Annotated in this window: 12 protein-coding genes and 1 pseudogene; 1 reads left to right on the top strand and 12 read right to left on the bottom strand. The window is 71.0% G+C overall.

Annotation, left to right across the window (positions count from 1 at the left end; translation table 11 throughout):
* Positions 1-23: 23 nt before the first annotated feature.
* Both KUM49_RS33980 and KUM49_RS33975 read right to left on the bottom strand, forming a co-directional pair.
* Entirely contained in the window at positions 24-1,211 is a 1,188-nt protein-coding gene (locus tag KUM49_RS33980) for a GDSL-type esterase/lipase family protein (RefSeq protein WP_217240813.1), read from the bottom strand.
* A 57-nt stretch (positions 1,212-1,268) separates the two neighbouring features.
* Positions 1,269-1,853 carry a TetR/AcrR family transcriptional regulator gene (locus tag KUM49_RS33975; RefSeq protein ID WP_217240812.1) on the bottom strand — a complete coding sequence of 195 codons (585 nt, stop codon included), beginning with the start codon at positions 1,851-1,853 and terminating at the stop codon, positions 1,269-1,271.
* A gap of 140 nt (positions 1,854-1,993) precedes the next feature.
* Here KUM49_RS33975 and KUM49_RS33970 point away from each other — a divergent pair, with 140 nt between their 5' ends.
* Entirely contained in the window at positions 1,994-3,820 is a 1,827-nt protein-coding gene (locus KUM49_RS33970) for a glycoside hydrolase family 15 protein (RefSeq protein WP_217240811.1), read from the top strand.
* A gap of 25 nt (positions 3,821-3,845) precedes the next feature.
* Here KUM49_RS33970 and KUM49_RS33965 read toward each other — a convergent pair whose 3' ends face one another.
* The 10 genes and pseudogenes from KUM49_RS33965 to KUM49_RS33920 form a co-directional block, all read right to left on the bottom strand.
* Positions 3,846-4,832: a hypothetical protein gene (locus tag KUM49_RS33965; protein WP_217240810.1), complete on the bottom strand. Its 987-nt coding sequence runs from the start codon at positions 4,830-4,832 to the stop codon at positions 3,846-3,848.
* A gap of 229 nt (positions 4,833-5,061) precedes the next feature.
* Positions 5,062-5,512, bottom strand: a pseudogene (locus KUM49_RS33960) (phospholipase).
* A gap of 105 nt (positions 5,513-5,617) precedes the next feature.
* Positions 5,618-6,217, bottom strand: coding sequence for a hypothetical protein (locus tag KUM49_RS33955; RefSeq protein ID WP_217240809.1), 600 nt, complete (start codon positions 6,215-6,217; stop codon positions 5,618-5,620).
* Between the two features lie 6 nt (positions 6,218-6,223).
* A complete protein-coding gene (locus tag KUM49_RS33950; protein WP_217240808.1) occupies positions 6,224-7,090 on the bottom strand; it encodes a carbohydrate ABC transporter permease in 867 nt (288 codons plus the stop codon).
* Positions 7,087-8,031: a carbohydrate ABC transporter permease gene (locus KUM49_RS33945; protein ID WP_217240807.1), complete on the bottom strand. Its 945-nt coding sequence runs from the start codon at positions 8,029-8,031 to the stop codon at positions 7,087-7,089. The genes KUM49_RS33950 and KUM49_RS33945 overlap by 4 nt, the downstream gene beginning before the upstream one ends.
* On the bottom strand, positions 8,028-9,311 hold the full coding sequence (locus KUM49_RS33940) for an ABC transporter substrate-binding protein (protein WP_217240806.1): 1,284 nt from the start codon (positions 9,309-9,311) through the stop codon (positions 8,028-8,030). The genes KUM49_RS33945 and KUM49_RS33940 overlap by 4 nt, the downstream gene beginning before the upstream one ends.
* 85 nt (positions 9,312-9,396) lie before the next feature.
* The gene (locus KUM49_RS33935) at positions 9,397-10,158 is read right to left on the bottom strand and encodes a cupin (RefSeq protein WP_217240805.1); all 762 of its coding nucleotides are present in this window, start codon (positions 10,156-10,158) and stop codon (positions 9,397-9,399) included.
* Complete coding sequence (locus KUM49_RS33930; RefSeq protein WP_217240804.1) at positions 10,152-11,078, bottom strand: PmoA family protein; 927 nt, start codon at positions 11,076-11,078, stop codon at positions 10,152-10,154. The genes KUM49_RS33935 and KUM49_RS33930 overlap by 7 nt, the downstream gene beginning before the upstream one ends.
* Positions 11,075-12,190: a Gfo/Idh/MocA family protein gene (locus tag KUM49_RS33925; RefSeq protein WP_217240803.1), complete on the bottom strand. Its 1,116-nt coding sequence runs from the start codon at positions 12,188-12,190 to the stop codon at positions 11,075-11,077. The genes KUM49_RS33930 and KUM49_RS33925 overlap by 4 nt, the downstream gene beginning before the upstream one ends.
* Positions 12,191-12,329: 139 nt before the next feature.
* Entirely contained in the window at positions 12,330-12,911 is a 582-nt protein-coding gene (locus tag KUM49_RS33920) for a hypothetical protein (protein ID WP_217240802.1), read from the bottom strand.
* Between the last annotated feature and the right edge of the window lie 12 nt (positions 12,912-12,923).

The following is a 12,923-nucleotide window of genomic DNA, read 5'->3' as shown; positions in this document are numbered from 1 at the left end:
GGCGCTTGGGGCAGCGCCGGGACTCAGACGCCGCCGTGGTCCGCGAAGGCCCCGTCGGCCGTGAAGGCCAGCTCGGCGAAGCGTTCCCCGATGAGGCGGTGGGTGGCGGCGTCCGGGTGGAGGTTGTCGGGCAGGGGGCGCTCGGCGGAATCCGGCTCGCCGTACAGGTCGCGGCCGTCGAGGTAGTGCAGGTTCGGGTCGTCGGCCGCTCGCTGCGCCACGATCCGGGCCAGCTCGTCCCGTACGACGCCGAGGGTCAGTTTCCCGCTCGCGCGCTCCGCCGGATCGCCCATGGCCACGAACCGCATCTGCCCGGACCCGGGATCGCCGAAGTCGGGGGCGGCGGGGCCGGGCGTCTCCTCGTGGATGGGGCACAGGATGGGCGAGACGACCAGCAGCGGGACGGTGGGGTGCCCTTCGCGGACGGTGTCGAGGAAACCGTGGACGGCTGGGGTGAAGGCACGCAGGCGCATCACATCCAGATTGACGAGGTTGATTCCGATCTTGATGCTGATCAGGTCGGCGGGAGTGTCGCGCAGGGTGCGCGCGGTGAACGGGTCGAGCAGGGCGCTGCCGCCCAGGCCCAGGTTGATCAGTTCCACACCGCCCCGAGTGGCGGCCAGTGCGGGCCAGATGGCGGTGGGCCCCGCGGCGTCGGAGCCGTGGCTGATCGAGCTGCCGTGGTGCAGCCACACCCTGCGGCCCGAGGGCGGGGCCACCTCGACGGGGGCGTCGGTGCGCAGGGCGACGAGCTCGGTGGTCTCGTTGTGCGGCAGCCAGATCTCGACGTCCTTGACGCCCTCGGACAGGCCGGTGAAGCGAAGCGTGCCGGGCTGTCCGGGCCGTCGCTCGAAGCTCCCGGTGGTCATGTCGATCGTCAGGATGTGCCCGTCCGTCACACTGCCCCGGCCCGCCGGGCGGCCGTTGACGAGCAGTTCGTAGACCCCGTCCGGGCGGGGTGGGGTGCCCACGTAGACCCGCTTGGTGGGCAGCGTGTCCAGTTCGACGGCGGTCGCCCGGGTGCGGAAGACCAGCCGTACGCCGGAGGGCTGCGACTCGGCCATGGCCAGTTGCCCGTCGGTGCACTGGGCCCGGGCCCGGGCGGGCAGCCGGTGCGGCAGCACACCGTGCTCGGTGCGCTCCAGGTCGAGGGCTCCGCGCAGGAGGTCCATGGTGATGGGCGTGGTGATCCAGTCGTCCTTGGTGTGCATGACCCCAACCTGTTGATCAACGTGTCTGAACTGCGTGGACGGTGCGAACCGGGCGGACTACACGGATGGCGTGGGCGGCGCGGGCCAGTTCCGCAGCAGCGCGTCAAGTGCGTCCAGGACTCTTGACCAGGTCTCCTGTGAGTCGGGGGCGCTGTGACTGAACCCTCCCCCCAGTTCCAGGCTGACATAGCCGTGGAAGACGCTGCCCAGCAGCCGGACCGCATGCGTCTGGTCCGGCTCCGTCAGGTCGTAGCCGCGCAGGATCGCCCGGGTCATCCGAGCGTGTCTGCCACCGGCACTGGCGGCCGCCGCCTCCGGGGAGAGCTTCAGCTGGGCCGCCGCGTAACGGCCGGGGTGCTCGCGGGCGTAGTCGCGGTAGACGTTGGCCAGGGCGGTCAGGGCGTCCTTGCCGGCCCGGCCAGCGAGCGCGGCTGCGCCCCGGTCGGCCAGTTCCTCCAGGGCGAGCAGGGCGATCCCGGTCCTGAGGTCCTGGGAGTTCTTCACGTGCGAGTACAGACTCGCGACCTTGACGTCGAACCGCCTGGCGAGCGCAGAGACGGTCACCTGGTCGAAGCCGACCTCGTCGGCCAGCTCGGCCCCCGCTCGCACCAGGCGTTCTGTCGTCAGTCCTACGCGTGCCATAACCTGTCCTCGATTTGCCTGAAGCAATAGTGCATCTACCTAATACCTGTAGGCAAATCTCCTCTCCCCGTCTCCCGGCGCCGGGCGCGCCGCTCCCCCTAAGCTGAGGCTGAGATGCGTGCCGGGCCGGGGAGGCTGCGATGGTTGCAACACAGCATGTGTCCGGGGCCCCTCGCTATCTGCCGATCGCCGAGCACGGTCTGATCGGCGACCTGCGCAGCGTGGCCCTGGTGGGGACCGACGGCACGATCGACTGGTACTGCTGCCCCTCCTTCGACGCCCCGAGCGTCTTCGCCTCGATCCTGGACGCGGACAAGGGCGGCCGCTTCGAGCTGGCGGCGAGCGTGCCGGCCCGCACCAAGCAGTTCTACTTCCCCGACACCAACGTTTTGATCACCCGGTTCTTCACCGAGGACGGCGTCGGCGAGGTACAGGACTTCATGCCGGTCGACGGCGACTCGGTGGAGACCGAACGCCATCGGCTGATCCGCCGGGTGCTGTGCGTGCGCGGCTCCATCCCCTTTCGTACCCGCGTGGCGCCGCGCTTCGACTACGGCGCCGAGCCGCACACCGTGCGCATGGTCGGCGACGTCGCGGTGTTCGAGTCCGCGAAGCTGTCACTGGGGCTGACCGCGACCGTGCCGCTGGAGGTCGACGGGCTGGACGCGCGCGCCGACTTCAAGCTGACCGAGGGCGAGTCGGCGGTGTTCGCGCTGGACCAGGTGGGCGGCGAGGTGGCGCCGCGCCGGTGTGCGCGGACGGAGGCCGAGGAGCAGTTCACCACCACGGTGGCGTACTGGCGCACGTGGCTGTCCGCGTCCAAGTACCGCGGCCGCTGGCGGGAGATGGTGCACCGTTCGGCCCTCACGCTGAAGCTGCTCACCTACGCGCCGACCGGCGCGATCGTGGCCGCCCCGACGACCAGCCTGCCCGAGAAGCTCGGCGGCGAGCGCAACTGGGACTACCGGTACGTGTGGGTACGCGACGCCGCCTTCTGCGTGTACGCGTTGCTGCGGCTGGGCTTCACCGGCGAGGCCGAGGCGTTCATGAACTTCGTGACCCGGCACATCAGTCCGGGCGACGGCAAGCCGTCCGGCCCCCTGCAGATCATGTACGGCATCGACGGCCGCACCGACCTGCCCGAGCGTGAACTCTCCCACCTGGAGGGACACCAGGGCTCCGCGCCGGTACGGGTCGGCAACGGCGCCGCCGAGCAGCTGCAGCTCGACATCTACGGCGCGCTGATCGACTCGATCTACCTCTACGACAAGTGGGCCCAGCCGATCTCCAGCGACCAGTGGGACGACGTGTCCGCGCTGGTGGACTGGGTGTGCGAGAACTGGGACCAGCCCGACGAGGGCATCTGGGAGACCCGCGGCGGCCGCAAGAACTTCCTGTACTCGCGGCTGATGTGCTGGGTGGCGATCGAACGGGCGATCCGCATGGCCAACCGGCGCGGCCTGCCCGCCGATCTGAACCGCTGGCGGGAGTGCCGCGACACGATCTATCGGCGGATCATGAAGCGCGGCTGGTCCGAGACCCGCCAGGCCTTCGTGCAGACCGAGGACGGCGACGTCCTCGACGCGGCCGTCCTGATGATGCCGTTGACGAAGTTCATCGCGCCGACCGACCCCAAGTGGCTGTCCACGCTGGACGCGCTCACCCACGACCTGGTCTCCGACTCGCTGGTCTACCGCTACGACCCGCTGGAGAGCCCCGACGGACTGCACGGCGACGAGGGCACGTTCTCCATCTGCTCGTTCTGGTACGTCGAGGCCATGGTGCACGCCGGACGGATCGACGAAGCGCGGCTGGCCTTCGAGAAGATGCTCACCTACGCCAACCATCTGGGCCTGTACGCCGAGGAGATCAGCCACACCGGCGAGCAACAGGGCAACTTCCCGCAGGCGTTCACCCATCTCGCCCTGATCAGCGCGGCGTTCAACCTGGATCGCGCCCTGGGCTGAGGAGCCGCGGGCGCGACCTTTGGGGTCAGTGCCCGTGGTCGTCCGAGGACTCGTGGCCGGCCGGGGACTCGGGTACGTCCGTCGGCTCGTCGTCCGCGGCCACGCCCGCCGTCCCCGCCCGGACCGTGAACGCCGCGGTGTGGACCGTGCCGCCGTGCTTGAAGTCGAGGAAGAGCCGGTAGGTGCCGCTGCTCGGCGCGGTGGCCGCGAACGAGATGTCCGGGCCGGGCTGGGTCGTGCCGTCGCCGGGTTCGCCGTTCGGGTGGACGTGGAGGTAGGCGAGGTCGCCGGAGCGCAGGGCGACCAGATGGCCGTACGCGCCGAGGTAGGGCTGGAGGTCGGTGACCGGCTTGCCGTTCCGGGAGACGTTCAGGGTCAGGTTCCCTGCCGTGCCCGGGCGCAGGGTGCCGTTCAGCGCCACCTCGTAGCCGTCGGCCTCGGCCGTGGTGTTCGGCGCCGGAAGGTCCTTCGGCGCGTAGGGGCCCGAGGCCGCCAGATCCGCGCCGAGGGTGAGGTTCTCGGCGTTCTTCCTCGCAGGGGTGAAGTCGGCGAAGACCCGGTAGCCGCCCGCGCGGGGCAGGACGACGGGGACGCTCCAGGTGCCGTCGGCTGCGCGGGCCGGGTGCAGGTGGCGGTAGGTGACCAGGTCGCGTGAGGCCACGATGAGGTGGAGTTCCTTGTCGTGTTCGCGCTGGTAGGCGGTGACGGCCCGGCCGCTGTCGTCCCGTACGACGAAGCGCAGGTCGGACGGGCGTCCGGCGGTGACCCGGGTGGTCTCGAGGTCGAGGGTGTAGCCCTTCTCGGAGATCTGCAGTCCCCCGGCCGGTTCCGCCTCGTGCCCGCCGTGCCCCTCCCCTCCCTCCGGTGACGGTGACGCCTCACTGTGGCTCTCGTGACGCGGGGGCGCACTGTCCTCGACGACGGGGCCGAGACCCTTTCCCACTCCGTAGGCGGTACCGAAGGTCGCGGCGAGCGCGGCCGCGAACGTGGTGATCTTCAGTCCGGCGTGCATGGTCGGCTCCTGGGAGACACGGCCCCGGGCTACGAGCGAGGCCTCGATACGTCCACCATACCCCTAGGGGGTATCCGGTCAAGCCTTAGGAGCACACCTTCGTGATACGGGTCGGGGTATCAAGGGAAACGCCCGCCGGCACCGGAACCGGCACCTCGGCCGGCAGGGTGCCGGTGCTCCCCGGAGGCCGCCCCGTCCGGTCGGGGGCGCCCCCGGCCGGACGGGCCTCTCAGCCGAAGGCCTTCACGGCCTGGCAGTACGTCCATGCCGTGCTGTTGCAGGCGGTCCTGGTGCCGCCGTGCACTTCGCGCACACTCGCTCGAGGTCCCCGTGGAAGGCGCTGTCGAGCCGGGTCTTGTGGGCACTGAAGGCGCCGGCGGCCTTGTAGTTGCGGTAGCCGACGTCGTGCCGGGCGCAGGACATCCGGGAGGGGAAGCCGAAGGGGGTGTCCGGCGAGGAGGAGCAGTAGTCCGTGGTCCAGTCGAACGCGTACGCACTCCACGCGGACCGGTCGGCACGGGCGACGGCCCAGGAGTTGTAGCTGGACGCGCTGGTCTGGGTCCAGTTCGCGAGGACCTGGGGCTTGTCGGCGGGAGCCGCGTCGGCTGCTGCGGCGGTGCCGACGACGGTGATCAGGGCCAGAGTAAGGCGGCCGTTGCGGTGGCGAGTCTGCGGTGCATCCCACACCTCCATGAGACTGCGACCCGCCCATCGGGTCGCAGGTTCATGACAAGATGGTTGACACCTCAAGTGGCCCTTCACACCGCAAGTCCCCTAATGGGCCATTAACTTTCGGATGTGACACCCCATCGGACATCGACGGTGGTGAGCGCCAAGGCCAGCGGCCCCGGCGTCAGGAAACCGAGCGGCAGCAGCATCCACGCGCACAGGACGGCCGTCGCCACCGCGAGCAGCACCAGGGCGGAACCGCCCGGATCCCCCACGGCGTTGCGCGCGGCCTCGCGCAGGGCGCCCGGCCAGTCGGTGAGCGACTCGGGGCGCGCACACGCCCTGAGGCCCACCACCAGGGCGCACGCGCCGATCGCCGCGGCCAGCGTCGCGAACAGCGGCGCTCCCGGCAGTCCCGCCCCGGCCAGCGCGAGGTCCGCGGCGAACAGCAGCGCGCCCGCCAGGGCGACGGCCCCCGCCGCCAGGTCGCCGGCCCGCAGCCTTCGCCGTAGAACCGCGAAGTACCGACCGGCCGTGGCGGGTTGCCCCTTGCCCGCGCCCCGCAGCACCGCGCACGCGCTCGACAGGGCGGCCGGGGCGGTCACCAACGGCAGGCAGGCCACCGCCGTGGCGAGGCCGACGCTCAGTACGTCGGCGAACAGGGTCATCCGGGGTCCGAAGATCTCGCCCGGTTCACGCGTCCGCATCTCACTCATGCCCGTTCACCCCTTGAGTCCGGAGCTGGCCATGCCCTCCACCAGGAAGCGCTGGAAAGCGAGGAAGAACAGCACGATCGGCAGCAGAGCGATCACCGACATCGCGAACATGGGGCCGAACGACGACTGGCTGGAGGCGTCCACGAAGGACCGCAGGGCGAGCGTGAGCGTGAACTTGTCCGGGTCGAAGAGGTAGATGAGCTGGGTGAAGAAGTCGTTCCAGGTCCAGATGAAGGTGAAGATCGCCGTCGTGATCAGCGCGGGCCGGGTGAGCGGCAGCACGATCAGGAAGAAGCTGCGGAAGGGGCCGCAGCCGTCGATGCGGGCCGCCTCCTCCAGCTCACGCGGCAGACCGCGCATGAACTGCACGATGAGGAAGACGAAGAAGGCCTCGGTGGCGAGGAACTTGGGCAGGATCAGCGGCCAGTAGGTGTTCACCAGGCCGAGCTGGTTGAAGATGATGTACTGCGGGATCAGGATCGCGTGGTGCGGCAGCATGATCGTCACGATCATGAAGGCGAACAGCGGGCCCCGGAAGCGGAATCGAAGCCGCGCGAAGGCGTAGGCGGCGAGCGAGCAGCTGATGACGTTGCCGAGGACGGCGCCGCCCGCGATCAGCAGCGAGTTGGACAGCAGCCGCCACACCGACACGTCGTTGACACCCTCGAAGGCGGTCTCGTAGTTGGACCACTCCAGGTGACCGGGCAGCAGGTCGAGGCTGGCGATGACCTCGTCGGCGGGCTTGAGCGAGGTGGCGAGCAGCCAGGCCAGCGGATAGAGCATGACCAGCAGGGCGGCCAGGCAGCCGAGGTGCAGGGCGACGCGGCCCCAGCGAACAGGCTTACAGACAGCGGCAGTCGATGCGGCGGTCATCGGTCCCCCTCGGACGCGTAGAAGACCCAGGAACGCGAGGTGCGGAACAGCACCGCCGTGACGACGCCGATGACGAGGAGCAGCACCCAGGCCATGGCGGAGGCGTAGCCCATGTGGGAGGCGACGAAGCCGCGGTCGTAGAGGTACATCGTGTAGACGAGGGTGGAGTCGGCGGGGCCGCCCTTGCCGGCGCTCACCGCGAAGGCGGGGGTGAACACCTGGAAGGCCTGGATGGTCTGCAGCACCAGGTTGAAGAACAGGACCGGGGACAGCATCGGCACGGTGACGGACCGGAACTGCCGCCACCTGCCCGCCCCGTCCACGGCGGCGGCCTCGTACAGCTCGGCCGGTATCTGCTGGAGGCCGGCGAGGAAGATGACCATCGGCGCGCCGAACTGCCACACCGTCAGCAGGGCCACCGACAGCAGCGCCCAGCCGGGTTCGTTGACCCAGCCGCCGGTGCCGAGCAGGTTGTCCACCGTGCCGCCGTCGTTGAAGATCGCCCGCCAGACGAGGGCGATGGACATGGAGGCGCCGAGCAGCGAGGGGGCGTAGAAGGCGGAGCGGTAGAAGCCCTTGCCGGCCTTCATGGACTTCAGGGCGAGTGCGACGACGAGTGCGAGCGCGAGTTGGAGGGGCACCGCGATGACGACGTACGTCAGCGTCGTCACGACCGAGCGCCAGTACCGCGGGTCCTCGGTGAACATCTGCGTGTAGTTGCGCGGCCCCACCCAGTGCGGTGGGTCGAAGAGGTTGTAGTCGGTGAAGGACAGGTACAGCGACACGGCCATCGGCAGCAGCGTCAGGGCGATCGCGCCGAGCACCCAGGGCGACAGGAACACCCAGGCGGCGCCCTCGCGTTCGCGCTTGGGGCGGCGTTTGGGTGCCGTCGCGTGCCGCTTCGGGTGTGCGGTGGGCGCGGGGATGTCGGTGGTGGTCATGACCTCAGCTCCGCCTTCGCCTCGGTGACGTAGTTCTCGGCCGCCTCGCGGGGCGACATGCGCTCGTAGGACACCTGGTCGTAGTCGCGCTGGAAGGTGGTCTGCAGGGCGTTGTCACCGGAGGGCGGGGCCTGCGGGGGGTCCTTGAGGGTGCCTTCGAGGGACGACTGGAAGTCGGCGACCGTCTTGTCGAAGTCCTTCAGCTGCGGAGCGGTCTCCTCGCGGATGGTCTCGTTGACAGGGATGCCCCGGGTGGCGCCGAGGATCTTCGCCGCGTCCCGGTCGTTGAGGAGGAAGTCGACGAGCTGGGCCGCCTCCTTGGCGTGGCCGGTGTTGGCGGAGACGCCGAGGAACATCGACGGCTTGAAGTACTGGCCGGGTGTGCCGTCCGCGCCGGACGGCATCGGGGCGAGGGCGATCCCGTCCGGGATGAGGGCGAGGTAACCGCTGGCCGGGGCGTCCCAGTTCATGTCGCTGACGGCCTTGCCGCGCCCGAGCGGGGTGTTCTCGACGGTTCCGTCCAGCTGGGTGGTCTGCTCGGCGGGCGAGACGGCGCCCTCACGCCGGAGCTCGTCGGTGAACGTCCACCACTCGGTCAGGTCGTCGGCGGTGAAGCCGAGCCCGCCCGCCTTCGTGTAGAGGGCCTTGCCCTGTCCGCGCAGCCAGACCTCGAAGGCGTCCTCGCTCTGGCCCGGGTCGGTGGCCCCCGGCCGGCCGGTCTTCCTCGCCAGCGCGCGCACGGCGTCGGCCCAGTCGTCCCAGGTCCATCCCCGGCGTGGGAGCGGTACTCCCGATTCCTTCCACGCCTTGACGTCGTGGACGACGGTCTCGGTGCCGCGGCCCTGTGGGATCGCGTACTGCGTGCCGTCCACCCGGCCGGTGGCGAGCAGGCCCTGGTCGATCTCGGACGTGCGCAGGACGGACTTCCGCTTCGCCAGGTCGAGCAGGACACCGCCGGAGGCGTACTGGTCGATCTGGCGGTAGTCGAGCTGCATCACGTCGGGTGCGTCGCCGCCCGTGGCCTGGACGGCGAGCTTCTGTTTGTAGGCGTCGTAGCCGGAGAACGACGTCTGCACCTCGATGTCCGGGTGCCGTTCCTCGAACAGGGCGACGGCCTGCTCGGTGCGCTCCGCGCGGTCGGGGTTGCCCCACCACGTGTAGCGCAGCACGGCCTTGCCACCGCCGGCCGACTCCTCGGATCCCCCGCAGCCGGCCGGCACCGCGCAGAGCACGAGTGCGACGGCCGACGCGCAGAACCCCTTTGTCCTGTGTCCGGGCATGCCGAGGTCACCTCTCTTTCCCTCGGGTCCTTCTTGACGACCCCCGGTGAACGCCCCCTGTTCCCCCGGTGTGCAGGCCCCCCTGTTACCCGCCCTGGTGGGGCAGGGTCGTCCCCGGCAGCGCGTACTCGTCCCGCCGGCCGCACATCCCGAAGCCGCCGAGCCGGGTGGGCGCGGCCTCGTACGCGGTCGCCTCGCCGAGATACGCCGGCTCGCCGTCCGCCAGCGCGTCCAGCTGGGCGCCGGTGCGTTCGGCGGTGGCCAACGCCCCGGCCCGCCACAGCTCGCGCCAGGCCGGCACCTTGGCGCGCACCAGGTGGGCGGCGGTGCGCTGGAACTCCCGGTACGGGCCGCTGTTGCCGGTGACGAGAGCCTCGCGCAGACCGAGGTAGCCCTCGACGGCGAGGTCCCTGCGGCGGCGCGCCGCCGCGGCCGTCTCCGGTCCGGTGCCGGGCGGAAGCGTGGCCGCCGCCACGTACGCGTCGGGGTCGGCCAGGATCTCGGGCGGGAAGGTGAAGACGGCGTCCCCGGCCTCCGGCAGCCCGCTGTTCTGCATCAGCACGGTGATGCGCAGATCACCGCCCTGCACCATGCGGTGCACGGTGCCCGGGGTGAACCAGGCGACCGAGCCCGCCTCCAGCGGGATGTCCCGGTAGCCGTCGGGGCTCAGCGTCTGTACCGCGCCGCGCCCGCCGGTCACGACGTACGCCTCCGTGCACACCAGGTGCAGATGCGGGCTGCCGCCGCACACACCGTCGGCGGCCTCCCAGTCGTACGCGCTCAGGTGGGACAGGCCGACGGCGCCGGGCAGGGGGTGCGGCAGGGTGGGCTTGGGGTCGTTCACCACGGCAGGCACTCCAGGTGGGTGGCGACGCGGTCACCGTCCCAGGCTCCGTCGGCGACGACCAGCCGGTAGCGGTACGCGAAGGACTCGCCCGGCGGCAGCTCGAACTCCTCGAAGAACGCCCAGGAGAACGCGACCGTCGGGAACGGCTCGGAGCGCACGAACCAGTGCGACTCGTGGACGGCGCTCTTCGGGTCGAGATTCTCGGGGGCGTGCGCGAAGACGAGCGTGGAGTGGCCGTCGACCTCGTCGTGCTCGGTGGTGAAGGCGAGCCAGGGGCTCTGGGTGCCCATCAGCTTGTCGGCGTCGGGGTCGGTGTCCGGGGCGAAGACGGTACCGCCGGTGAAGTCGCGCGGGCCGCGCCACTGCAGGCCGGTGTAGCCGGCCATCTCACGGCCCGCGGTGGTCGGGGAACCGAAGGCGAGGGGCTCGGCACGGAGGTTGGTGAGCCGGATCGACCAGTCGAGGGTCCAGGCACCGGCCGTCTCGTCGACCGAGTGGACGGACAGACCGCGCTCCTCGCGCGCCCACTCGGCGCCGCCGTTCTCCACCCAGGTCAGCTCCTCGGTGAAGGCCAGCCGGTCGTCCGCGACCGCGAACGCCGGGAATCCGTCGTGCCGCATCGAGCCGACGCGCTCGGGCAGGGGCAGGTAGCCCTGGCCGTGCACGTAGCAGTTGCCGCCCCAGAAGTTCTGGCCGGACAGGTGGCTGGCCGTCATCTGCAGGCCCTTGTGCCAGCGATGGTCGTTCGGGCGGTACCCCGTCACCGTGCGCCCGGCGAGCGTGCGGACCGGGTGGGCGTAGGGCTTGCGGGACTCGAAGGCCTCGGGGTCGGGGCGGTAGACGTAGCGGAGGATCTCCGTGCCGTCCGCCGCCTCGACCGCGATGTGCTCGCCGTGGACGTGGCTGACGCGGATGCTCATGCGCGCTCCTTGGGGGCCCAGTGAGGGTGGTCTCCGTGCATGGCCGGGTAGAACGGGTCGCCGGGTGCGATCTCGCCCGCGTGCACCGGGTTGCCGGTGAACGCGGCCTTGTAGAGGGCGGCGGCGAATTCCAGCGTGGCACGGGCCTCCGGGCCACTGGTCGGCGGCCTGACACCGTTGTCGTACGCGTCGAGCAGGGCGCCGAGTTGTGCCGTGTGCGAGCTGGGCACGTCGGCGGCGGGGGTGGGCCAGGCGGCGGCGCGCTCGGAGCCGACGTGCGGGGCCGGGGTGTAGACCCAGTCCTCGTTGCGGTGCCCGTACAGGTGGGTGAGCTCGACGGTCGCGTCGGCGCAGTCGATGCGGATGCGGCTGACCTCGTCCGGGGAGAGCACGCTGTTGACGACGGTGGCGAGGGCGCCGTTCTCGAACCGGACGAGGGCCGTGGAGACGTCCTCGCTCTCGGTGTCGTGGACCAGGCGCGCCGCCATGGCCCGGATTTCCGTCCACGGGCCGAGCAGGTGCAGCAGCAGGTCGTACTGGTGGATGCCGTGCCCCATGGTCGGCCCACCGCCCTCGGTGGCCCACTTACCGCGCCACGGGACGGAGTAGTAGGCCGCGTCGCGGTGCCAGGTGGTCTGGCAGTGTGCGACCCGCGGGGCGCCCAGCTCGCCGCTCGCGATCAGTTCACGGGCGTGCACGGCGCCGGAGCCGTAGCGGTGCTGGAAGACCACGGCCGCGTACGCCCCCGAGGCCTCCTCCGCCGCCGCGATCTCGTCGTACTCGGCGAGCGACAGGGTCAGCGGCTTCTCGCACAGCACCCAGGCGCCGGCCTTCAGCGCCGCCACCGTCTGCTCCCGGTGCAGGGACGGCGGGGTACCGATGAGCACCAGGTCGGGACGTACGGCGTCCAGCATCGCGTCCATCGACGTGTGCCCGGCGACCGCCTCCCCCGCCAGCTCCCGGAAGGCGTCGAGTCTGCCCGGGTCGACATCGACGGCGGCGACCAGTTCCGCCCGGTCGGAGTGGTCTCTGAGAGCCGGTAGGTGACTGCCGCTGACGATGGCACCGGTCCCGACGACGGCGACACGACGGCGGGCTGGAAGCGGGGGCATGCGGTACTCCTCGGACAGCTTGCGGACGCACGCAGAAAGCGCTTGCCGCGAGCGAGCCTAGGCGCCGGAGAATGTACGGACAACCCCCTGACGGCGACGAAGGTGGCAAGGCGCTCCGGCGGACGAGGTCGCGGGAAGCTCAGCGGGGGATCTCGTCCACCTGGGCGAACCCGTCCGTCCGGCTCCACTCCAGCCGCGTCAGCCACTCGGTGGAGACCCTGGTGAAGCGCAGCCGCCGCGAGCCGTCCACGGCGGTGACCTTCTCCCAGCCGTCGAAGTTCCTGCTGAGCCTGGTGTCCCACCGTGCCGGGTCCGCGGTGCCGACCGCGGCGACCGACTCCGTCGGCGGTTCGCCGTCCGCGCAGTAGTGCCCCCAGTCCGCGATGACGGCGACCGTGCCGTCGAACGCCTCGACCGTCATGCTCCGGCACGGATCCGACGAGGTCGCGTGCACCAGGTGCGGCTCGCTCCACGTCCCCGTTCCGGCGTCCCGGTGCTGCTCCAGAAGCCCGCGGCCGGCGGCGTACGACAGTCCCACGCGCCGGCCGTCGGCCAGCACGACCTCCTCGTCGAACCGGGCCGGCGTCGGCGAGGCGGGCCTGCTGTCGCTCTCGCCTCCCCCGCCCCGCGACGGTCCGCAGGCCACCACGGCCGACAACGCCATCGCCACTCCGGCCGGCACCAGCAGCCGGCCACCCCGCATCCGCACCTCGCTCAGCATGCCCTCTGGAAC

The organism is Streptomyces sp. AC555_RSS877 (genome assembly GCF_019049245.1).
Taxonomy (GTDB): domain Bacteria; phylum Actinomycetota; class Actinomycetes; order Streptomycetales; family Streptomycetaceae; genus Streptomyces.
This window is presented reverse-complemented; position numbering and strand designations above follow the sequence as displayed.